Source organism: Funiculus sociatus GB2-C1, from assembly GCF_039962115.1.
Taxonomy (GTDB): Bacteria; Cyanobacteriota; Cyanobacteriia; order Cyanobacteriales; family FACHB-T130; genus Funiculus; species Funiculus sociatus.
Map to the genome: position 1 here is coordinate 29,516 of NZ_JAMPKJ010000023.1, position 21,273 is coordinate 50,788.

Consider the following 21,273-nt stretch of genomic DNA (forward strand, 5'->3'; position numbering starts at 1 on the left):
CAGCAGATACAAGTCAAGCATTCCCCACCTCAAGGAGACATTTACTCATGAAGACCGAACTGAAAGCCAAGTTCCTGCAACACCTGAACCAGAAAAAGCAGGAGGAAGGTTTTACCCTAATTGAACTATTGGTTGTTATCATTATCATCGGTATTCTGGCTGCTATTGCTCTGCCTTCCTTCCTCAACCAGGCAAACAAAGCGCGGGAATCTGAAGCCAAGTCAATTGTAGGTTCAATGAACCGAGCTCAACAAGCCTTTTATTTGGAAAATCAAGATTTTGTAGGACAAGCCGACTTCACTCGCTTAGGTCTTGGCATTGCCAAAACAACTAGCAATTACAGCTATGTTATTGACGGTGGCGCTGCTACTAATGATACTGCTGTGACGAACCAAGCCCAGCCAGTGAAAGGCAACCAAGCTCCGGTAAGAGCTTATATTGGTGGTGTGGCTGTTGGAACGCAAGGTGTTGGTGGTGAAGCAACCACTTTGGCATCACTGTGTCAAGCTGTCGATCCTCCTATCAAATCCGGTGCTGCTGTAAATGGTGCCCAAAAACCAGGATTTAGTGCCAATGCTGTACCAGACTGCAAAGCTGGCACAACTGGTGGTAAATATGACGCGATCAAGTAGGAAAAAGTCTCGGCTAGCTGAGGTAATTTTGCTAGAGTAGTGTTAAAAACTTTACCAAAGTGGGTAGAAGCATCTACTCACTTTCTTCCATTGAATTAGAAAAACATCTTGCATTAGCAGTATTTGGCCGGTAAGGCAGATTTTATTAAGAAAGGGAACGGTCTATGAATGCTGATGGTGCTTTTATGGATTTAATTAATTGGGAAACCCAAGCCTATCAATATCTCATTCAAGGAGACTATAGCAAAGCTGCAAATTTATACGAACAGGCAATTGAAGCTCAACCTTGTGTTAAATCCAACTACTGGTATTTAGGATTACTGTTGCTACTACAGGCGCAAGAGGTAGAAGCACAGACAACTTGGTGGTTAGGAATGGCAGACGGGGAACCGGAAGAAATCGAACAGTGGACAACCGAAATAGGACAGATTTTGCGAACAGAAGCCGAGCGGCGCGAGTTACTAGGTGACTATAACGTTGCTTGGGTAATTCGTCAATATCTGCGGGAAATCAGCCTTGATGCTATTAATAAAGATGCTATTAATAATTTGTTAATGATTATTGATTTAGCAATTAAGTTGGAGAAGTTTACTGGAGAAGAGATAACTCAACTAGAAATCATTCAAATTCTTCAGTCAGAGCAAGAGGTAGCACTTAATCAAGACTTACTGCTACAGGTAATAAAAAATATTTTAAACACTACGCCTCTAGAGCCATCGGTGCCAGAATTTGTTGAAGCTTGCCTACCTTATGTTACCAATGCTGAAACTTTCATCGATTTATTGATGGCTTTTGCGCGTAACCTAGGATATTTTGAAGGGCATCTAGACCTAGCAATACGCTTTGCGGAACTATCCCTATGTCTAGATGCTAATAATATAGAAACGCTACGACATCTAGCCTGTTTTTATCAAAATTCTCGGAAATACGAACAGGGTATAGAAACTGCAAAACAATGCTATCTTTTAGCACAGAAGCTGACGGATAAAATTTCTGCTAATCACATGGTTATACGAGGATTGATGAGTGCCGGTGGTTATTGGGAAAAAGCACTTTCTGCGTTCCAACACCAGCTATCATTGTTGTCATCATTGAGTGAGAAAGAGTACATTGTTATTGATCGCAACTCTACCCTTCGGCTATTTACAGCCACCTTTTTTCAACCTTATTTTAGAGATAGTTTAAAAAGCAATCGATTAATTCAAAACCGAGTAGCTCACATCTGTCAATCTGTCATTCAAATTTATGCTAAGGAACAAGTAGAAAGATATAGTAAAAGACCACTTCCCAAACAGAAAGGAGGGGCTTCTAGAGAAGTCCTCAAAATTGGCTATATATCTTCTTGCCTAAGAACACATTCTGTTGGCTGGCTGGCTAGATGGTTGTTTAAGTATCACGCTCACAGCAAGTTTCAAGTCCATGCCTATTTTGTAAGCTACCCTTCTCAAACATGCGACATACTCCAAGAATGGTATGCCGAACAAGCGGATATAGCGCATAAAATGTCAGGTTATAGCTATGATATTGCTGAACAGATTTATCAGGATGAAATTGATATTTTAATTGATATTGATAGCATCACTTTAGATACTACGTGTGAGGTGATGGCGCTAAAACCTGCCCCTGTTCAAGTTACCTGGTTGGGTTGGGATGCTTCAGGGATACCTGCGATTGATTACTTTATTGCCGATCCCTATGTTCTACCAGAATCAGCGGAGGATTACTACACAGAAAAAATCTGGCGCTTGCCCCAAACGTATGTAGCAGTAGATGGTTTTGAAGTGGGCGTACCAACTTTACGTCGAGATAATCTGGATATTCCTAGTGATGCAGTGGTGTATCTCACTGCCCAGAAGGGATACAAGCGGCATCCTCATACCACGCGGCTGCAAATGAAGATTATTAAAGAAGTGCCGAATAGTTACTTCTTAATTAAAGGTTTAGCTAATCAAGAATCAATAAAAAATTTTGTAACTCAGATTGCACAAGAGGAAGGTATGGATTGTTCACGCCTGCGATTCCTTGAGGAGGTTTCATCAGAAGCAGTTCACCGTGCCAACTTGGGTATTGCTGATGTGGTACTGGATACTTATCCTTACAACGGTGCCACTACTACTCTAGAAACCCTCTGGATGTGCATTCCCTTAGTAACGCGAGTTGGAGAGCAATTCTCTGCTCGTAACAGCTACGGCATGATGATGAATGCAGGTGTGACAGAAGGTATCGCCTGGACTGATGAAGAATATGTCGAGTGGGGCGTTCGCTTAGGGAAAGATGCAGCCCTGCGGCAAAAAATTTCCTGGCAATTGCGGCAATCAAGACAAACGGCTCCTCTTTGGAACGCTAAACAGTTTACGAAGGAGATGGAAAAAGCTTACCAACAAATGTGGACAAATTATCTTGAAAACAATTGCTAACAGTTGGTTTTCAGTGATACTTCTGTTTCATAGGAATATCTTCAAGCAAAAGTTGATTGTTCAAATGTTGTTTTGATGCTATAAATACAGACCGGGTGAAAGCTCTGGTCGATGGAGGAGAAGTCCAATCTATAGGAAACTCTTCATGGTTTGGTTGAGTAACTGGCATATAAACAAAATCAAAATATCGCTTAAGCTGGTTATACACCCACTTTCTGGTAGGTCTGCAACCCTGACCTGATACTGCCTGTGATGGACTTTCTGCCATCTCTGTACAAGGATTGATAGATTCTTCATCACCAAATGAGACGCAGGTTTCCAGTAAAAGCATTTTTCGGCAACAACGAGACATAAACTCTATAGCCTCAGTTGGGTTTTGTAGATGGTATAGCAACCCATAGCAGTAAACTATGTCGAACAATTCATTAAATGAAGGATCTGGATTGTCTAAATCCAAATGCCTTACCTGTATATTAGGGTATCGGGAGCTAAGTATTTCTAGATTCTCTTGTCTTGCTTCGGTGCTAACGACTTGACATCCACGATCTAAAAAGAAGCTTGTATGATCGCCAATACCAGCCCTTACTTCTAATACGCTAGTACCAGCTATATCCAAGCCTAAACTAGCTAGATGTTCTAATCTTCTCTGATTGTGTCGCTGATAGTGATCGGAATGAAACACGCCGACTGGAGAAATAGACTTCTGTGGTTGAGAAATTGCATTTACTTGTAATGAATCTAGGTCGTAACTACTAACGTAATCCCGGATACTAGCAACAATAGGTAGGGAAGCTAATCCTTGTTGTACTAGATCGGGAAATTGAACTAGACTTTCAACGATGTTATCAGCAAAGTTATACTTTTTGTCATTACCATATTGCAGGGTCAAATGCTCTAATAACTCCAGAGCATAATCTGGAAAATTCATTATGTCGGCAATGCAAGCTAACTTCAGAACTTGCTCTGGTGTCTTTAATGGAGTACTGATATCCTCCCGAATTAAATCGCGGAAGTAAAAACCATCTGCCCAGAGTAATTGTCCAGCACGAACTGTTGACTGAATTGGCGAGCGCGCACGAACACGGTATGAAGTAGCTAAGTCAAATAATGTAAAGCCTTTGTCGCGGAGATAGGTATCTACATCTGCAAACAAAGGCTGTTTAGCGTATAAATGAGAAAATTCAGCTTCAATTTGAATAGCCAGAATACTACGTTTTAATATCTCAGAAGCTCCTTCTAAAACTTGCAGATCCGCACCCTGAACATCAACCTGGAGAAAATCAATTTCATTTATGCCTTCCGCTTGACAAAACGCATCTAAAGTTGTTGTTTCAATTTCAACAGTAAAATCTAAATTTACTAACTCTGGAAGCCCACCAAACCGAGCCAAGTAAGGTTCATTCGGTGGATATAACGAACTACACATAGGATGTTTTGTTACATACAGTGTAGACTCTCCTACAGAATTTCCCAGTGCTAAGGGAATGTGTTTTTCTGTCCAATTTATTTGTCTAGCTTCGAGTTCAGCATTGGCTTCATCACAAGCATCTGCATCTGCATCAAATCCGAATATAGTGAGCCGAGGTGCAAAGATATTCCAGCCAAGGCTGGTGTAGTCATCGTGGCTTCCTAATTTACGAGAACCCACATTACATATAGTTATGTGGATCTGATCCAAGTGACCACTTTTCTTTAAGCTGGAAAGAAAAACTGACATTTTATACTCCTGGCTTTTGATGTTTTAAGAATTAATTGACAGCTGAGCTTTTATAATTGTTGGGTATGTAAAGCAATTATATTCAATCTACCTTGCAAATCTTCAGCAGAATTCACCGGAATAAGTTGCTGTAAGTAAGGCTGATATCGAAACAGTTGATAGCCTCTAAATGTCAGAAATTCAGCAACAGCTAGATTACTGCCTTTATTACCTGCAATATTTTCGTAAAGGATAGCAGGGGCAAATTCATTTAAGATTCTGCTACTGCCCTCTAAAACTTGCATCTCATGCCCTTCGGCATCAATTTTTAAGAAATTAACCTGATTAACATTTTCTCGCTCAATTAGACTGTCAAGAGAAAAGCAGTCAACTTCCTCAAAAGCATCAGGCTGGGTTGATCCTTCTGCATCAATAGCAACTAATTCGTTGAGTTCACTAGCTGCTTGTAAGGAAAGTCGGGCTGTACCATTGCGATCGCTTGCTGCTCCTGCACATACTTTAACCCAGCTTAACTCATTAATTTTACAGGTTTCTTGTAAACAACGAACGCAACCTGAAAAAGGTTCAACGGCTAGTACGCAACCTTCCGATCCCACTTTTAGAGCAGCACTGAAAGTGTAAACTCCTACATTCGCTCCCACATCGATAACCGTCATACCGGGTTTTATCCAGTTTCGCCAAAACTCCATTTCTTGCTCAAACCAGTCTCCTTCAGCAATGAGTACGCTGGTTACAATACTGCGTAAACTTGGTTCAACTGCTAGTATTATGTTATTTTCAAAAGGCACATAAGTTAATAAGCTATCTGCCTCTAATTTAGTCCATTGCAACTCTGGAGAAGCGGGATTTTGACGGCTGAGATCGCGCCCAATACCCAGCCAAAAACTTGCAATCTCTATCTCACCCATATTTCGATAAGCTAAATATAGAGCTTGCACGATATTTGCCGAATCTGGTGCTATTTCTCTAGCGCGCTGCAAATGTAAAATTCCTTCCCATTGATTGTTCATCAAGCTAGATATCCCTAGCTTTAAATTAAGGGAAGTGGAATTGGACGACAGATGAGCAGCTAAATGTAGAAATCGAAGTCCTGTGACGTTGTAAAAAACGAGACTTGAACGACACATAACTTCACTTAACAATATCAGCAATTGCTTGTAGCCATCCTCAGTTTGCAGAATTTGAGCAAGTTTGCCATAATGACTATCTATTAAGCTTGTTGAAGTAGGAGGCAGATATACTATACCTAGGGCAATTAGTTTATCATTGATATAAGCAGGATGGAGGTTGGTGATAAAGGTAGAAAATGCTATTTGCATTGCTAGGTCAATCTCTCCAATTATGGCGAGAACTAGAGCAAGATGAGCAGCACAGAGTGGATTACCTAACTCGACTCCGGTATTTAATGCCTGTAGTGCCATTTCAACATAAAGCGCCCGAAAAGATGAATCCTCGGACTGTTCTGCCTCAATCAGTGCCACTACTGCAAAGTTGTTCAAATCAAGGGCAGATGTAGGGTTATCCCAAGAAGTAGCTTCAAGAATTGTGGTTACACGAGACGAAGCATCTGAATCAAGAGCAACCCCAGCCTTTTCAAGATATTTCCAATAGGAATCAGCAGAAGCAAAATTAGTTTCCATAATCCAGAGAGTAAATTACGATACGATAAAAGACACACTTTTATAAGTTTTATCAAATAATACTATATTCACAACGATGTTTACAAGCGATCATTCATCGCCTAATTTTTATAAAAGTATAGGTTTAGCTACAAATGATATAGACTCAAAGATTGGAATAACAGTTACACTGTTGGCTGTTTGTAAGCATAGGACGATGTAAATGCTCTATAAACTTCGACCCAATTCAAGTCAATGCATAAGTGCGTCCATAGTCACTATTGGGTGCACGCTGGCAATTGGATTACTTCAAGTACCTCAATTGCAACAGCTCAGTATAGCAAAAACTGCTTCACCAGCAGCATTTAAAAAAGAATTACAAACAGAAAGATTACGTCTCAATCTGCTACAAAAAACTCCTTCTTTTGGTTTTGATAATATTGTGGCAGACTGGGTAATGCTTGGCTTTCTGTCTTATTTTGGTGATGATTCAGCACGAGGACAGACGGGGTATAGCCTCAGCCCAGAATATTTTGAAATAATTCTGGATAGAGATCCGCGTTTTTTAACATCGTATCTGTTTCTTTCTAACAGTATTTCTATGTATGCAGCGATGCCAGAAAAATCTGTTGCTTTGATGGAGAAAGGATTAAAGTCACTTTCTCCATCAGCCCCACCAAAGTCTTATTATGTCTGGCGTTATAAAGGGACTGATGAATTATTATTTTTAGGGGATGCCCAAGCTGCTAGGAAATCATTTGAAAAGGCAGCGGAGTGGGCGAGTGTTTATGCTGATCCAGACAGCCAGAATGTAGCGGCTATTTCTCGCCAGACTGCCCAATTTTTAGCCCGCAATCCTAACAGCAGGTATGCTCAAGTGGGTGCTTGGTCAATGGTTTTACAGAATGCGGTTGACGATCGCACGCGCAAGATTGCCATTAGTCGCATTGAGGCGCTGGGTGGCAAGATGGTGGTTACGCCGGAAGGAGAGGTGCGGGTTCAGCTACCGGAAAAAGATTAAGGGGATACGGCGCTTCAAAAATAAAACTGCCCTACAGCAAAACCACTGTAGAGCAAGAGGACAGTTAAACGCTTTCTTTAGTTTCCGGAAATTTCGCACCCAGCGACTTATCCTTTGTGACGGTATTTACAGTGTCCATTGTCGGCTGAATAGAGTCCGCGTGTTTGTTTGCTAAATCAGCTGGTTTAACAATACCCCTAGACTAAACCCGGTCATCGATACAATGGCGATAATCCAAAACGATTGCGTTCCACTGAAGCCAGCAGTCTGGAGGTCTAGTCTGGTTAATGCTCCTGCTGAGAGTAGAACAAGAATATGAGCAAAAAAACTAAACCATGTCATGATGAAAACTCCGGCTAAAGCACTTGCAATCACGCAGAGGAAAGCTCTGGTGTCGGAGTTCATCCACTGGGAGAAAAAGGCTCTCAGGAGTGTTAGCGGAGCGGTTAAAAGCAAAGCAATGAGTATGACTAAAGCTGTTTCAATCAGCCAAAAATTCCAAGAGAATTTAGAGGAAAACAACCAGCCGAATACGCTATATGTAACCAGAAGCAGTGCCAGAGTTGCCCAAGGCAATTTCTTCAGGAAAGACATTCATTAGTGGCGCTCATTTTAGCGACGGATTTGTTTAACACGATCATTACACTGAAATGGTAAACTTTCGGCATTTTTTTCAGAATTTTTATAGGCTGGCGAGGACGCCTTGTGAGTTATTTTCTTCTGTGATTAGGATCACAGGAAAGGATGATCGATATCGTCTTCAACAAGTTCCTGAATGGGCATACTAAGAGACGACTGAACTCTAGCCGAGTCATCAATAGGGAACACACGACCAGCCGACAGGTTCTGTAGAGGGACTGTCGGTTTTTTGTTTGTAATTTTAGCAATCCAGATTAGCAATCGAGGCGATAGGGAATTCTGGGAATGGGCAACTTTTTATCGCCTATCACCAGAATTACCTATCGCCTCCCTACTACGCTTGTCGCCTACTTGGGCTAAGGGCTAAAAACGCTAGAATTAAGACATGGCTTGAATGATGTAATCAAAGTAGGGAGCAGCAGCGATCGCATCTTCCTCTCCCAATAAGTCAAGAGATGCTTTTTTCAAGCAACGGATTGACTCAACCATGCCTGGAACAGGCACGCCGAGGGAGTTATACATTTCCCGCACACCAATCAAACCAATTTTTTCAATCGGTTCTTTATCACCCGCAAGAACTCCGTAGGTGATTAGACGCAAGTACCAGCCATAATCGCGCAGGCATAGCGCCCGTTGGCGCTCCCCGTAAGCATTACCGCCAGGGGCGATAAAGTCAGGGCGTTTCTGCCAGAGTTGCTTGCTGGCTTCTTGAACAATTTTTTTCTCATTTTCGGCTAGCGTGGCAGCAATCCGCGTCCGCTGTAGCCCAGTTTCCAAAAATTCTTTGATGCTCTTGAGTTCGCCGCTGCTGGGATAACGCAGTTCGTCGTCGGCTTTAAGAATAACTTGGCTTATTACACTCATGGTATTGGGATATATCGGGATATCATTCGTTAGTTTAACGACTTGGTGGGACACAAATAAAGGGAAGGAAATACTATGTCACTAACAAAAGTGCTAGATACTGGTGCCAACGGGGCTAATGAAGCTCAGTGGAAACAAGGTGAATTGGTAGAAGCAGTCATTAGCGATCTCACTGATAGCGGTGAAGGAGTGGGACGAATCGGCGACAGAGTGGTATTTGTAGCAGATACTGTTCCCGGCGATCGCGTCCTGGTTCGATTAGTACGAGTCAAACCCCAATACGCTCATGGTAAGCTGCACGAGATACTAGAAGCGTCCGCTTCGCGCATCCGCCCTGGCTGTATCGTCGCCGATAAGTGCGGCGGTTGTCAGTGGCAACATATTAACTATGAGTTTCAGCTTGAAGCCAAGCGCAATCAAGTAGTTCAAGCCCTACAACGCATCGGCGGATTCAACCAGCCACCAGTCGATCCCCTCTTGGCAGCTGAATCTCCTTTGGGTTATCGCAACAAAGCCACCTATCCCCTCAAAAGGTCATCCACAGGTCAAGTACAAACAGGATACTACCAAAAAGGCAGCCACCACCTGATTAACCTGAATCAGTGTCCAGTGCAAGATCCCCGCTTAAATCCCCTGCTTGCTGAAGTCAAGCAAGACATCCAAAAACGGGGTTGGGGAATTTACGACGAAAAACTGCACCGGGGGAAAGTGCGTCACCTATCCCTGCGGATTGGACGACGCACTGGTGAAATATTGCTGACTTTGGTAGTAAAAGACTGGAACTTGGTGGATATTGAGGCTCAAGCGCAAGAATGGCTAACTCGCTATCCGCAGTTAGTGGGTGTCTCGCTGAATCTCAACCCAGACCGCACAAATGCCATTTTTGGGACAGAAACTCGTTCTATTGCTGGTCAGTCTTACTTGTGCGAGGAATTCGCTGGCTTACAGTTCCAGGTGCGCCCGGATACATTTTTCCAGGTGTATACAGAGCAAGCTGAAAAATTGTTGCAGGTCATTATAGACCAGTTGAATCTGCAAGGCAACGAGGTGCTAGTTGATGCCTACTGCGGCATTGGCACCTTAACTCTACCCTTGGCGCAGCGGGTGCGGCAAGCAATTGGCTTGGAGGTGCAGCCAGAAGCAGTTGAACAAGCTACTCTGAATGCTCAGTTGAATAATATTACCAATGCGACGTTTCAGGCGGGAGCGGTGGAGACATTACTACCACAGCTAGATGTCACGCCGGATATTGTGTTAATTGATCCCCCGCGCCAGGGATGCGATCGCGCTGTACTCGAAACCCTCCTCAAAACTAAGCCCCGCCAGATTGTCTACGTCAGTTGTAAACCTGCTACCCTAGCCCGCGACCTCAAATTATTGTCTCAAGGAAATAGCGACTATCAATTAACCCGCGTACAACCCGCTGACTTCTTCCCGCAAACGTCTCACGTCGAGTGCGCCGCCTTCTTGGTACTAAGCGATCCCACCTAACCGAGCTTTTTATTCACCTTAAAGGTAGCTTTTTCCGCAGATTTTGTTACAATAAAGGAGGTGGTTTTCCCTACTACTTATGGGCTAGAAACCACACCTCTAGAGGTCATAAGGCAAGCGAATTAGTCGCTTTTTGTTGGCAAACTTGCCAAAACCAGCAGCGAACCAACAAAAATGCAATTAATCTCATGTTAATAAAAATGAGATTACCACGCTTTGCATAGGAAATTCAAAGCTTGTGGCGTAGGTGTATAAAGCCTGGACATCATCTCGAAGATACCTATGATGCTGTTTCTTCCCTTACGAAAAGATGAGTCCAAAACTACAAGCCTCAAAACTTACAAGTTTCAAAGGTGTATAGTGCTAACGCGCATACCCGTCAGGATCGGACTGTTAATTCTATTGAATGAAAGTCTAGAGGTTTTTTTGAGTGATTGCTATCTCACAGCGTCCGATGGGACGAACTTCGGGCATGATTAGCTTCGCTTCTACCCTCTATCTTTGCCCCGTTCTGGATCTGCTGCTAGCAGAGATTCCCGAAAGGTGGCAAGCGGAAGTTAGACTAGGGCTGCAAGAAGCGCTAGTCAATGCGGCGAAACACGGGAATAAGCTAGATCCTAGTAAAACGGTTTCGGTACGCTTTTCGGTGGTAGAAGGTCAGTATTGGTGGGTAATCTCAGACGAAGGAGTGGGCTTTTCTCCTCCCTGTGACTGCCGTTGCGATCCCGAAGAATTCCTCCCTCACGACGAGTCTGAAAGCGGTAGAGGGATGTGTATCCTCCACCAAATCTTCGATCAAGTTCACTGGAACAATCAGGGAACGGAACTGAGACTCTGCAAGCAAGTCAAAAATCGCTTCCGCAACCCTCTGATTTGGTAAAAAAGGCAAAAGTAAAAAACAAAAAAATAAGTTTAATAACTAATTTAACTTTTTTGTTTAACTTTTCTTTTTTATCTTTACTTTTGCCTTCCTTTAGCGACCATGTGTTGGACAAGGCGGTGCTGAGATAGATTTGTCTAGCCATCCGGAAGCCTGCTGAAACCGAACCAAGGCTTCTTCTGGCTGATCTTTCAGGAGAAATACCAGTGCGGCGGCGGCTTGTTCGCCAGCGCGAACTTTGCGGTTAGACTTGAGACGATGCCAATCATTGGGAGTAATGGCAAGACGTTCTGCTAGGGCTTGAGCTAGTTCTAAGGTAGTAAATTCGTTCAAAATGGCGGTTTTAGAAAGCTGGCTGGGTTGAGACATACTGTAAAGTTGGTAATTGGTAATGGGTAATTGGGAAAAGTTAGGAGCCTGGAGTCAAGAGTTGTTAATTTAAAACTCATAACTCAAAACGCGATATATCCCGTCTCCACAAAACCCTTGAAGGTATCGTATTTATCCCTACTGTAGTGTATGCCGCCCGAAGCGCCCCTGCCATCGTCCAGCGATGAAGTAGATTTAAGCCAAGAAATCGCAGAAGTTGAGCAAAATCTTGCCCTCCTCAAAGAACGTTATGCTCAAGTGCAGCAAGACACGCAGCGTCAGGGTGAACTTCAGCAGCGTTTAAACTCTGTGCAGAAAGAATTACGTCGCAACCGATCCCAGGAAGTGCAAGCCGAGTTACAGCGCCTCAAACAAGAACTCGAAACCATAGAATTTAACCTAGAAAGCCGTCTATTTTCTTGGGACGCTTTTAAAGAACCTTTTTGGCAAGCTGTCCGCTTTGCAGGACTGGGCATTGTTGTAGGCTGGATACTAAAGTCCTGTGCTGGATAGATTGGTTTTGGGCGAGGTAGAAATATGGTGAAGCGGATTGTAGATATTTTACGAAATGGTCAACCTGAAGAATCTGTCACAGTTCAGGGCTGGGTACGCACGAAACGGGAATCGAAGGAATTTGCCTTTCTGGAAGTCAATGATGGCTCATCAATGGCTAACCTGCAAGTTGTACTCAATCAGGATCTGCCAAACTACGCCGAGGTAATTAAGCAGCTAAATACGGGTGCATCCGTAGAAATTGCTGGGGTGCTAGTACCTTCTCTGGGGAAAGGACAGCGGATTGAGTTAAAGGCCCAAACGGTGAAAGTCTACGGGGAGGCTGATCCCGAAAGTTATCCCCTGCAAAAGAAACGCCACTCGTTTGAGTTTTTGCGGACAATTGGACACTTGCGATCGCGTACTAATTCCTTTGGCGCAGTTTTCCGCGTCCGCAACGCCTGCTCTTACGCCATCCACCAATTTTTTCAAGAGCGGGGATTCCTCTGGATTCACACTCCCATCATCAGCGCTAGCGACTGTGAAGGCGCGGGAGAGATGTTTACCGTCACCAGCCTCAACCTGAAGAATGTCCCCCGCACAGAGGCTCAAGAGGTCGATTACAGCCAAGATTTCTTCGGTCGTCCCGCTTACCTCACCGTCAGCGGACAACTGGAAGCCGAAGTTATGGCGATGGCTTTTAGCAATGTATACACTTTTGGCCCCACTTTCCGGGCAGAAAACTCTAACACTTCTCGCCACTTGGCAGAATTTTGGATGGTGGAGCCTGAGATGGCTTTTTGCGACTTGGAAGGCGATATGGATTTAGCCGAAGCCTTCCTGAAGCACATTTTCAAGTATGTGATGGAAACTTGCCCAGAAGACATGGAGTTTTTCAATCAGCGAATTGATAACTCCGTTCTCGCCACCGCTGAAAATATTATCAATAACCAGTTTGAGCGCCTGACTTATACGGATGCGATCGCGCTCCTTGAAAAAACTGATAAAACCTTTGAGTATCCCGTCAAATGGGGCTTGGATTTGCAGTCAGAACACGAACGTTATCTGGCAGAAGAAGTATTCAAGAAACCCGTCATCCTCACCGATTACCCAACAGAAATAAAAGCCTTTTATATGCGCCTAAACGACGACGAAAAAACCGTTCGGGCGATGGATATCCTCGCTCCAAAAATAGGCGAAATTATTGGTGGTTCGCAGCGAGAAGAACGTTTGGAAGTTTTACAGCGCCGAATAGAAGCTCAAGGTTTAAATCCGGCTGATTATTGGTGGTATCTCGACTTACGCCGATACGGAACTGTACCTCATGCTGGCTTTGGTTTAGGCTTTGAAAGATTGGTGCAATTTATGACCGGAATGGGCAATATCCGAGATGTAATTCCTTTCCCACGTGCGCCTTTGACTGTGGATTTTTAAGCAGTAGCTGCAATAATTCTTATTGCCGAAAACGTAACTACTCTCAGGTAGAGGATAAATTTAACCTCACGCAAGCAGACAGCGACGAATTTTTCTCTGAATAGTTTGAGGGTTTGCCTGAAATTACCGACCAGGAAACAGAAACCTTGGATAGGGGAAAAAAAGATACTACTACCACAGGAAAGGAGGGCCTTTAGCGGAAGGAGCCGTTAATTTAATGGTTTTGTCTCCGCTACTGGAACTCGGTGGTTTTTACGATTATCCCTTTACAAGAAGTGCGGAACCAACGGTACAAATCTCCGTTGAAGACAAAGAGGAAATCTATCGGGGACGTATTGATGTTTTAGTGCTACAAGAGCAATTATGGGTTTTGGTAGTTGAGTCGAAGCGTACAAACTTCGCGTTCTCTTAGGCAATACCGCAGGCTCTAACCTATATGATGGCTAGTCCCAATTCTGACAGACCAACTTTTGGAATGGTGACTAATGGCGAAACTTTCATGTTCATAAAGTTGGTTAAACAAGGCAAACCGCAGTATGCTTTGTCAGATGATTTCTCCCTCTACCGTTGTCGCAATCAATTGTATGATGTAGTGCGGGTGTTAAGACGAAGTGGGAGAGCGATCGCGCATTCCTGATTCGCTTGGTTTTAGGCTCAAGATTTACGACTGGCGGACGTTTGTGAGCCTCAGCCGAACAATGAACTGTGGTTTAAAGCAAAATGTTTTAAATCGTAGATATAGCAATTTGTTTATGGCTGGTGAACGCCCATAAAACCGATAAATTTATCGAAACCGGGTTAAAACACAGCATTTTTACAACTGTAAATTAACTGGATCGCGTTGTCGCCGATAGTGTAAAAAAACTTCCTGTTCAATTGTATGAACTGACAATAATTCCAGACGAGGTGCCAAATCTGGCAAAAATCCCGAACCTTCCACAGGTGTAGGCGCTGTTGCACCCCCCAGAATCACCGGACACACAGTTAGCCACAATTCATCGATCAAATCAGCTGCAAACAGTGATGCTACCAGTTCCCCGCCCCCCAAAACAGCCAAATTTTGCAAACCCAACTCCGAAAACTGGGCAAAAGTAGCAATCCAGTTGAATCCCTCTCTTGTCACCTCAACCACCAACACCCGCTCAAATTCTGCGCGTCCTTCCCAGCGTCTAGCACCAGCATCTGTCGTAAGCAACCATCGGGGTACAGGTTGACGAAAAAAGCGCCATTCGGGATCTAAATCCCCTAAAGAGGAGCAAACAATTTGCACAGGCTGCGGCGATTTGCCACACTGTAGTCGTAAGGTGAGCAGTTCTGGATTAGAAACGCTCAATGTTGTCCCATAAGCGCGGAGAGTACCTGCACCAAACAAAACGCCATCAGCTTGAGAAACTTGTTTTTCCAAGTGAATGCGATCGCTACCAGAAGAAAACCTTGCGCGATCGCGCCGCACATCCGCAATCTTGCCATCAGCACTCATAGCTAAAACAACCGTCGTCGAAGGGCGTTTCCCGGCAAGATTTGCAGTCATGGCTGCTGAAGGCGATAAAATAATTAATTTTACATTAATTATTTTTTATACTGAGGTATTTGGTGTAGAAATTCTGCAAAGTCAACCTCCCCAGGCTATACGAGAATCAAAGAACCGTTCTAGGATGTAATGGATCTGTCAGAAAGTATCGCTTGCCCGACACGATTAACCAAGAAAAAAAGTAGGCTAATCAATACCCCATTCTGGCAAGGTGAGTTATTTATAGTTGTTACAGCTTGGGTTTTACACCTCAAATTAGAGACTTCCTATGGCTAAGCCGGGTCAATCCTCCTTCCGTCGCATCCTGCTGTCACGCATTTTGCTTTTGAGCGTCCCGGTGCTACTGATGGGGGTGTATGTAACCTACAGAAAAGCACGATCTAGCATACTGGAAACAGCTCGCCAAAATCTTACCGAAAGCGCGGTTAAGAAAGGAGAGAGCATTAGCGAGTCAATCAAAACGCTCTCTACCAACCTGGTGAGTGCAAGTGAATCAGTGGTGCTGCAATCGGGATCGCCATACCAAAAGCAAGAATTTTTAGACCAACTCGCCAAACAATTGCCTACGCAAGTCCAGTGCCTTCAGCTGGTCAGCATCGACACCCAAAATCTTGCCGCTAGCACTTGCGGGGAACAGGCAATTAGTGGGTTTTCAGCTTCTGAGTGGTCACAGCAAGAAACAGCATTACTCTTAGACCCCTCTCAAGTCCAGGTGAAAGCGCTACTTCCGGGAACCTCACCGTTAGATTCTACTGCCAAGCCGAGTAAAAACGCCTCAAAAAGCCAACTCAGGTTGGTTTTAAGTGCGCCTGTTTATGACAGCGCAGGTTCCCTCCGTTATGCCCTGAGCGTCCAGTCAGCCTTGCTTAAACAAGAACGAGGCAAGCCGGGGTCTTTGGTGGGCTATCCGGTCGTGATTGCCCAGGATGGAACGATTTTGGCGCATCCAATCGTCCAGCGAGTTGGGCGAAATATTGAGCAGGAGGCAGATGGCGAAAGGCTCAAAACGGTGATGAAGAATGCGATCGCCGAGCAACCGCCAAACTTTCTCCACCTGTTCTCTTTTGAAAAAAATGGTGTAGAACTACTAGCTGGCTACTCCGCAATTTCCAGTCCCATTACCACCCAGCCAGATCACAAGTGGATTATCTTAGCCGTCACTCGCCTAGACAGCGCCCTTTCTGGTCTGACAGAAATTCAACAAGTTCTGGTGGTTCTGACATTTGGCTTAATCGCCGCTAGCCTGTTAGCAACCCTGTATATATCTCGCGAACTGGCGCTACCTCTGGAGCAATTGCGAGATTACGCCGGAACTGAGGGACACCTACACTCGATAGACCGAGTTCCCCACAACTTCAAAATTCGAGAGTTCAATCAATTATCTGAAGCCCTCGATAGTATGGTAGAGCGGCTCAAAGCTTGGGCAGAAGAACTCGAAACCGCATGGAAAGAAGCACAAGCAGCTAACCAACTGAAAAATGAGTTTCTGGCGAATACTTCCCATGAATTAAGAACCCCTCTAAATGCCATCATTGGCTGCATCCGACTGGTACGGGATGACTGCTGCGATGATCGAGAAGAGGAAATGGATTTTTTACAGCGAGCCGATGATGCAGCGATTCACCTGCTGGGAATTATCAATGATGTTTTGGACATTGCAAAAATTGAAGCAGGCAAGCTTTCTGTAGTCTTAGAGCCACTTGATTTGCGAAAGTTGCTCAAGGATGTGATAGATTTACAGGCTGTTCAAATTCATCAGAAAGGTTTACAGTTCATTACGCCAGACGTGCAAGAGCCGATTACTGTCCATGCTGATCCCGCAAAGCTCAAGCAGGTGCTGCTGAATGTCGTTGGCAACGCCACGAAGTTCACCGACAAAGGCAGCATCACTATTACCATCCGCATAGAGAAACATCATGGCAAACAGGCTGTGGGCAGCCTCTCCTCCCCTAGCCCTTCCTTAGTACGAGGGCAAGAGGCAAGACCTGAAGAATCCGTCTCTAGCCTTTCTCGCAGCCTCTCGCCAACAGCCTTCAGTTCTGCAAAAGAACGCCTTTCACCGCCTTTGCTTGTTGTTGTGACGGTTCAGGATACCGGGATAGGTATTGAACCGGCTCAACAGCATAAACTCTTTCGCCCCTTTGTGATGATTGATGGTACAACCACGCGCAAGTTTGGCGGCACAGGACTTGGCCTTGCTATTTCCCGAAACTTAATGGAATTAATGGGAGGTAGCATTACTTTGTCGAGTGCTGGCATAGGTTTTGGCACGGCGGTTGAGATTACTTTGCCTCTATTAGATCCTTCAGCTTTGCCAATTGAATCTACCAATGGAGCTAAAAATTAAGAAGGAAAAATTGAACAATCCCTAATTTTTAATTGCCTGGGGAACTATAACTGTTCGTCCTCCCTGTTGCAAGGATTCGCTCAAACAACTGAGAATCTGTACTAGCTGGACACCAACCCATCCAGAAGAAATCTCAGAAGGTTGGTTTTGGCGGATAGATAAAAGAAAGCGATCGCAAACTCTTCCTAATGGTTCGCCCGGTTCCAGGCTAACCACTTCAAGGCTTTGATTAACTGGCGTGTAAGGACTACTATCGGTTTTTTCAAACCGTCCATGCTGAATAGTTAGGGGTGTCTCTGTCTGTAACTCATCAAAAATCAAAGTTCCCTCACTTCCCGCTACACACAAACGTCGCTGTTTATCAGGATTAAGCCAGCACAGATGAATAAATGCTTGAAAGCCACTGGGGTAGGTAAGCGTTACCCAAACTAAATCAGCCAAACCGCTTGTATTTTGACCCCCCTTTTTTAGCGGGGATTGAGGGGTATCGGATTGTGGATTTGGGATTTGGGATTCCGCTTCCTGTAGCCAGACAGTACCAGTGGCTTGCACTTGAGTAGGTGTTTCCGAAAGCCAGTTGTTAAAAATAGCGATGTCGTGAATGGCTAAGTCCCATAAAGCATCAACATCAAAGCGCACTGGCCCTAAATGAGTACGGGCGGCGTAACCATAACGCAAATCTCCCAAAATGCCTGAGAGAACTACAGCTTTGCCACGCTCAACAGCCGGGTGAAACAAATAGGTGTGGTCTACAAAAAGTTGCCGCTGCTGTTGTTGAGCTAACTCGCACAGTTGCAAAGATTCAGATGGGTCGAGGGTAAGAGGTTTTTCTGCCAGGACGTGATAGCCAAGACGTAAAGCATCAGCGATCAGATTGTAGTGCGAAGAAGCTGGGGTAGCGATCGCTACTGCCTGAACTTCTGGCATCAAGCGCACTTGTGACCACTCAGTTGCCAGAACAACATCAGAGTTCAACTCAAACCGCTTTTTTACTGCCTCCAAGCGATCGCGGCTATGGTCTACCACCGCCACCAGGCGAACTTGGGGATGCTCCAGAAAATTTCGCACCAAGTGTACTCCCCATCGCCCAGCGCCCAACACAGCAACCCCAATCCTCTCTAAGCTATCAGCCATTAATTTAAACTTTGAACAATCAGTTTAAACTCCAGAATAACTTCTGACCGAACTGGGGACTAGGGGATTGGGGGCTGGGGATTGGGGACTGGGGACTAGGGGCTGGGGATTGGGGACTGGGGACTGGGGACTGGGAACTAGGGGCTAGGGACTAGGGGCTAGGGGCTAGCGACTGGGAACTAGGGGCTAGGTAAGACTTTTTCCCAATTCCCAATTCCCAATCCCCAATTCCCAATTCCCAATCCCCAATCCCTCATTCTTCATCCCCTATGCTTAAAAAAGCCTCCTTAGCCGCAGCTTGTTCGGCAGCTTTTTTAGAGTGTCCTTTGCCTTGACCTAATAGCCGCCCCTGAAACCAAACCTCAGCTGAGAACCGCTCTGGATCGCCATGAAACCGTCTGGTTTCCTTGACGCGATACTCTGGAAGTGTTTGGTAATGGGCTTGCGTCCATTCTTGCAGGGCATCTTTATAATTTTGGTAGGCTGGGTCAGTGCGGATTTCTGATGACAGATATTTAAAGTGAGGGTCAAGCCACGGGCGCACCAGTTCCAATGTATGCGTACTTAGGTAGAGTGCGCCCAGCACAGCTTCAAAAGCGTCTGCCATCCGCGATGTCAAACCTGCTTTATCGCCAGCAGCACTTTCCGAAACCAGTAGGTAGCGATCCAGCCCATAACTATCAGCAATTCGGGCGAGAGTGCGATCGCTCACCAATACCTTCCGAATCGCCGAAAACTCACCCACCGAACAATTCGGATAAATTTCCCATAACAACTCAGAAGCCGCCATCCGCACTACTGCATCCCCCAAAAACTCCAGTTGCTCATAATTTCCCGATGGCGAGACTGTTGGGTGCGTCAGCGCCAAATCAAGAAGCGACCATTGCACTGGTGCCTGTTCTGGGAGTCCCAATTTTTGAATGAATTTCTCCAGTTGCTTCTGACGGCGAGGATCTTTGAAAGTCATAAACCGATATAGGGGCGAAGCATTGCCACTGAATAATTGCCTGAGATTAATTACAATTTTTGCTCACAAATGCTTTGCCCTAAAATCCCAAATCAAAAATATAGGGAGAGAGTTGGACATAAGCCGGGTTCTGTTCTACCTAGCAGCTGTGCCGCCAGGAGGGCGGTTATCTATCTGGGACACCTGTTACCAGATGCCTCAAGCGGTTAAAGTAGCGGAACCGGGAAAAGACCAACCGTGGTTCCTACCTTGCTCCCAACCGGGGTTTACCGAGCCAGCGCCTCTCGACGCTGCTGGTGCGCTCTTACCGCACCTTTGCACCCTTACCAAGCAATTTTGAATCTAAAATCCAAAATCCAAAATTGGTTGGCGGTATCTTTCTGTGGCACTATCCTCACGGTCGCCCGCACTGGGCGTTACCCAGCAAGTTTGGTCTTTCGGGAGTCCGGACTTTCCTCAGACTCGGTATGAACGAGTCCGCAACCACCTGCGCCTACTCTCTCCCAACATCCAGTGTTGCATAATCTCAAGCGCTATTCTATTACCGGAATTATCACTTTGCTTTCCGACATTTTTCAGCATAAATACTCAATTTCAGTAAAACTTAAAGAACAACAGCGGAAATTAGATTATCCTGATAAAAGAACTTTTAATGTAACTTTACAATTTGACTGATAAAGAAAATATGAGATGCATCATTAACCGCCGCGCTCAGTTTTCAGCAAGTCATCGGTACTGGTTGCCAGAACTGAGTGAAGCAGAGAATATTGAGCGCTTTGGTCGCTGCACTCAGTCGCCTGGACACGGACACAATTATGTTCTCTTTGTCTCCTTGGCGGGCGAACTGGATCAGTATGGCATGGTGCAGAACTTGTCACAGGTAAAACGGGTTATCAAGCAGGAAGTCACCAGCCAGTTAGACTTCTCTTATCTAAACGATGCTTGGTCGGAATTTCAACAAACTCTACCCACAACAGAAAATCTAGCGCGAACCATTTGGCAGCGACTCGCTCCTCACTTACCGCTGGTAAATATTCAACTATTTGAACATCCTGAACTCTGGGCTGACTATCAAGGAAACGGTATGGAAGCTTATCTGACAATTTCTACTCACTTTAGCGCTGCTCATCGGCTAGCGCTTCCCGATCTCAGTTATGAAGAAAACTGCGATATTTATGGCAAATGCGCTCGTCCCAATGGTCACGGTCACAATTATCATCTGGAAGTGACGGTCAAAGGCGAAATTGACCCGCGCACTGGGATGCTTGTCGATTTAGGGGCTTTGCAAAAGGTAGTAGATGACTATGTGGTAGAGCCGTTCGATCATACGTTCCTGAACAAAGACATTGCCTATTTTGCCTTAGTTGTTCCCACGGCAGAAAACATCGCCGTGCATATTCGCAATCTTCTGTCTTCTCCAATTCGGGAACTAGGAGCTGAGCTACATAAGATAAAACTGGTTGAAAGCCCGAATAATTCTTGTGAAGTTTACTGCACTGACACCGTTGCAGACGCATCTGAGATGCAAAATAGCGATCGCGTTCTGACTCAGGTTTCCGCTTGAGGGTTCAGCCGTCGCGATATCAATGAAAGCAGAATTAGGGAGGCTTTAGCCTCCCTTTGTTCTTCACACAAGCTTTTTGCTGCCTTTATCAAACTTTTTCCCAGAATCTGAGCAACTCATGGTAAATTAACTTGCCACTTTGGGAACTATAGAAA

19 protein-coding genes, 1 other RNA gene and 1 pseudogene are annotated in these 21,273 nt (G+C 44.9%); 11 read left to right on the top strand and 10 right to left on the bottom strand.

The window, feature by feature from the left end; all coding sequences use genetic code 11:
* Positions 1 to 47: 47 nt before the first annotated feature.
* Both NDI42_RS12920 and NDI42_RS12925 read left to right on the top strand, forming a co-directional pair.
* Positions 48 to 632, top strand: a complete 585-nt coding sequence (locus tag NDI42_RS12920; RefSeq protein WP_190459266.1) for a type IV pilin-like G/H family protein — start codon at positions 48 to 50, stop codon at positions 630 to 632.
* 164 nt (positions 633 to 796) lie between these two features.
* Complete coding sequence (locus NDI42_RS12925; RefSeq protein WP_190459268.1) at positions 797 to 3,049, top strand: O-linked N-acetylglucosamine transferase, SPINDLY family protein; 2,253 nt, start codon at positions 797 to 799, stop codon at positions 3,047 to 3,049.
* Positions 3,050 to 3,059: 10 nt separating this feature from the next.
* Here NDI42_RS12925 and NDI42_RS28905 read toward each other — a convergent pair whose 3' ends face one another.
* The 3 genes and pseudogenes from NDI42_RS28905 to NDI42_RS12935 form a co-directional block, all read right to left on the bottom strand.
* On the bottom strand, positions 3,060 to 3,767 hold the full coding sequence (locus tag NDI42_RS28905) for a class I SAM-dependent methyltransferase (RefSeq protein ID WP_190459339.1): 708 nt from the start codon (positions 3,765 to 3,767) through the stop codon (positions 3,060 to 3,062).
* A 402-nt stretch (positions 3,768 to 4,169) separates the two neighbouring features.
* Positions 4,170 to 4,766, bottom strand: a pseudogene (locus NDI42_RS28910) (FkbM family methyltransferase); the annotation flags it as partial.
* 50 nt (positions 4,767 to 4,816) lie between these two features.
* Positions 4,817 to 6,406 (bottom strand): FkbM family methyltransferase, encoded by a 1,590-nt coding sequence (locus NDI42_RS12935; RefSeq protein ID WP_190459271.1) that lies wholly within the window; start codon positions 6,404 to 6,406, stop codon positions 4,817 to 4,819.
* Between the two features lie 202 nt (positions 6,407 to 6,608).
* Between NDI42_RS12935 and NDI42_RS12940 the strand changes: the two genes are divergently transcribed.
* Positions 6,609 to 7,406, top strand: a complete 798-nt coding sequence (locus tag NDI42_RS12940; protein WP_190459272.1) for a hypothetical protein — start codon at positions 6,609 to 6,611, stop codon at positions 7,404 to 7,406.
* 171 nt (positions 7,407 to 7,577) lie between these two features.
* Here NDI42_RS12940 and NDI42_RS12945 read toward each other — a convergent pair whose 3' ends face one another.
* Both NDI42_RS12945 and NDI42_RS12950 read right to left on the bottom strand, forming a co-directional pair.
* Positions 7,578 to 8,000: a hypothetical protein gene (locus NDI42_RS12945; RefSeq protein WP_190459274.1), complete on the bottom strand. Its 423-nt coding sequence runs from the start codon at positions 7,998 to 8,000 to the stop codon at positions 7,578 to 7,580.
* A 423-nt stretch (positions 8,001 to 8,423) separates the two neighbouring features.
* Entirely contained in the window at positions 8,424 to 8,909 is a 486-nt protein-coding gene (locus NDI42_RS12950; RefSeq protein ID WP_190422248.1) for an allophycocyanin subunit alpha-B, read from the bottom strand.
* A gap of 75 nt (positions 8,910 to 8,984) precedes the next feature.
* Between NDI42_RS12950 and rlmD the strand changes: the two genes are divergently transcribed.
* Both rlmD and NDI42_RS12960 read left to right on the top strand, forming a co-directional pair.
* The gene (gene rlmD, locus NDI42_RS12955) at positions 8,985 to 10,400 is read left to right on the top strand and encodes a 23S rRNA (uracil(1939)-C(5))-methyltransferase RlmD (RefSeq protein WP_190459276.1); all 1,416 of its coding nucleotides are present in this window, start codon (positions 8,985 to 8,987) and stop codon (positions 10,398 to 10,400) included.
* Positions 10,401 to 10,830: 430 nt separating this feature from the next.
* Positions 10,831 to 11,280 carry an ATP-binding protein gene (locus NDI42_RS12960; protein WP_190459277.1) on the top strand — a complete coding sequence of 150 codons (450 nt, stop codon included), beginning with the start codon at positions 10,831 to 10,833 and terminating at the stop codon, positions 11,278 to 11,280.
* Between the two features lie 93 nt (positions 11,281 to 11,373).
* On the opposite strand, the gene NDI42_RS12965 is transcribed toward NDI42_RS12960, so the two are convergent.
* On the bottom strand, positions 11,374 to 11,649 hold the full coding sequence (locus NDI42_RS12965; protein ID WP_190441322.1) for a DUF6439 family protein: 276 nt from the start codon (positions 11,647 to 11,649) through the stop codon (positions 11,374 to 11,376).
* Positions 11,650 to 11,799: 150 nt separating this feature from the next.
* Here NDI42_RS12965 and NDI42_RS12970 point away from each other — a divergent pair, with 150 nt between their 5' ends.
* The 4 genes from NDI42_RS12970 (at position 11,800) to NDI42_RS12985 (ending at position 14,212) form a co-directional block, all read left to right on the top strand.
* Positions 11,800 to 12,162, top strand: coding sequence for a sll0565 family protein (locus NDI42_RS12970; RefSeq protein WP_190459279.1), 363 nt, complete (start codon positions 11,800 to 11,802; stop codon positions 12,160 to 12,162).
* 24 nt (positions 12,163 to 12,186) lie between these two features.
* A complete protein-coding gene (asnS, locus tag NDI42_RS12975; protein WP_190459281.1) occupies positions 12,187 to 13,575 on the top strand; it encodes an asparagine--tRNA ligase in 1,389 nt (462 codons plus the stop codon).
* Between the two features lie 217 nt (positions 13,576 to 13,792).
* Positions 13,793 to 13,987 (top strand): hypothetical protein, encoded by a 195-nt coding sequence (locus NDI42_RS12980; protein WP_199311397.1) that lies wholly within the window; start codon positions 13,793 to 13,795, stop codon positions 13,985 to 13,987.
* A gap of 24 nt (positions 13,988 to 14,011) precedes the next feature.
* Positions 14,012 to 14,212, top strand: coding sequence for a hypothetical protein (locus NDI42_RS12985; protein ID WP_199311398.1), 201 nt, complete (start codon positions 14,012 to 14,014; stop codon positions 14,210 to 14,212).
* 177 nt (positions 14,213 to 14,389) lie between these two features.
* On the opposite strand, the gene NDI42_RS12990 is transcribed toward NDI42_RS12985, so the two are convergent.
* Positions 14,390 to 15,106 carry a RibD family protein gene (locus tag NDI42_RS12990; RefSeq protein WP_190459283.1) on the bottom strand — a complete coding sequence of 239 codons (717 nt, stop codon included), beginning with the start codon at positions 15,104 to 15,106 and terminating at the stop codon, positions 14,390 to 14,392.
* A gap of 268 nt (positions 15,107 to 15,374) precedes the next feature.
* On the opposite strand from NDI42_RS12990, the gene NDI42_RS12995 reads away from it, so the two are divergent.
* Positions 15,375 to 17,453: a sensor histidine kinase gene (locus NDI42_RS12995; RefSeq protein WP_190459284.1), complete on the top strand. Its 2,079-nt coding sequence runs from the start codon at positions 15,375 to 15,377 to the stop codon at positions 17,451 to 17,453.
* 21 nt (positions 17,454 to 17,474) lie between these two features.
* Here NDI42_RS12995 and NDI42_RS13000 read toward each other — a convergent pair whose 3' ends face one another.
* From NDI42_RS13000 to rnpB, 3 genes are all read right to left on the bottom strand, one after another.
* Entirely contained in the window at positions 17,475 to 18,587 is a 1,113-nt protein-coding gene (locus NDI42_RS13000; protein ID WP_190459286.1) for a Gfo/Idh/MocA family protein, read from the bottom strand.
* 253 nt (positions 18,588 to 18,840) lie between these two features.
* Positions 18,841 to 19,554 (bottom strand): ribonuclease III, encoded by a 714-nt coding sequence (gene rnc, locus NDI42_RS13005; protein ID WP_190459287.1) that lies wholly within the window; start codon positions 19,552 to 19,554, stop codon positions 18,841 to 18,843.
* A gap of 104 nt (positions 19,555 to 19,658) precedes the next feature.
* Positions 19,659 to 20,054: RNase P RNA component class A (rnpB, locus tag NDI42_RS13010), an RNA gene on the bottom strand.
* Between the two features lie 185 nt (positions 20,055 to 20,239).
* On the opposite strand from rnpB, the gene NDI42_RS13015 reads away from it, so the two are divergent.
* On the top strand, positions 20,240 to 21,118 hold the full coding sequence (locus NDI42_RS13015; protein ID WP_190459289.1) for a 6-pyruvoyl trahydropterin synthase family protein: 879 nt from the start codon (positions 20,240 to 20,242) through the stop codon (positions 21,116 to 21,118).
* Positions 21,119 to 21,273: the final 155 nt, after the last annotated feature.

Bases quoted from the DNA above. Each gene is read 5' to 3' on its own strand.
- NDI42_RS12995 (WP_190459284.1), top strand. From the start codon at position 15,375: ATGGCTAAGCCGGGTCAATCCTCCTTCCGTCGCATCCTGCTGTCACGC.
- NDI42_RS12945 (WP_190459274.1), bottom strand. From the start codon at position 8,000: ATGTCTTTCCTGAAGAAATTGCCTTGGGCAACTCTGGCACTGCTTCTG.
- NDI42_RS12965 (WP_190441322.1), bottom strand. From the start codon at position 11,649: ATGTCTCAACCCAGCCAGCTTTCTAAAACCGCCATTTTGAACGAATTT.
- NDI42_RS12920 (WP_190459266.1), top strand. From the start codon at position 48: ATGAAGACCGAACTGAAAGCCAAGTTCCTGCAACACCTGAACCAGAAA.
- NDI42_RS12980 (WP_199311397.1), top strand. From the start codon at position 13,793: ATGGTTTTGTCTCCGCTACTGGAACTCGGTGGTTTTTACGATTATCCC.
- rlmD (WP_190459276.1), top strand. From the start codon at position 8,985: ATGTCACTAACAAAAGTGCTAGATACTGGTGCCAACGGGGCTAATGAA.
- NDI42_RS12940 (WP_190459272.1), top strand. From the start codon at position 6,609: ATGCTCTATAAACTTCGACCCAATTCAAGTCAATGCATAAGTGCGTCC.
- asnS (WP_190459281.1), top strand. From the start codon at position 12,187: ATGGTGAAGCGGATTGTAGATATTTTACGAAATGGTCAACCTGAAGAA.
- NDI42_RS12950 (WP_190422248.1), bottom strand. From the start codon at position 8,909: ATGAGTGTAATAAGCCAAGTTATTCTTAAAGCCGACGACGAACTGCGT.
- NDI42_RS12970 (WP_190459279.1), top strand. From the start codon at position 11,800: ATGCCGCCCGAAGCGCCCCTGCCATCGTCCAGCGATGAAGTAGATTTA.
- NDI42_RS12925 (WP_190459268.1), top strand. From the start codon at position 797: ATGAATGCTGATGGTGCTTTTATGGATTTAATTAATTGGGAAACCCAA.
- NDI42_RS13000 (WP_190459286.1), bottom strand. From the start codon at position 18,587: ATGGCTGATAGCTTAGAGAGGATTGGGGTTGCTGTGTTGGGCGCTGGG.
- NDI42_RS12935 (WP_190459271.1), bottom strand. From the start codon at position 6,406: ATGGAAACTAATTTTGCTTCTGCTGATTCCTATTGGAAATATCTTGAA.
- NDI42_RS12985 (WP_199311398.1), top strand. From the start codon at position 14,012: ATGATGGCTAGTCCCAATTCTGACAGACCAACTTTTGGAATGGTGACT.
- NDI42_RS12990 (WP_190459283.1), bottom strand. From the start codon at position 15,106: ATGACTGCAAATCTTGCCGGGAAACGCCCTTCGACGACGGTTGTTTTA.
- rnc (WP_190459287.1), bottom strand. From the start codon at position 19,554: ATGACTTTCAAAGATCCTCGCCGTCAGAAGCAACTGGAGAAATTCATT.
- NDI42_RS13015 (WP_190459289.1), top strand. From the start codon at position 20,240: ATGAGATGCATCATTAACCGCCGCGCTCAGTTTTCAGCAAGTCATCGG.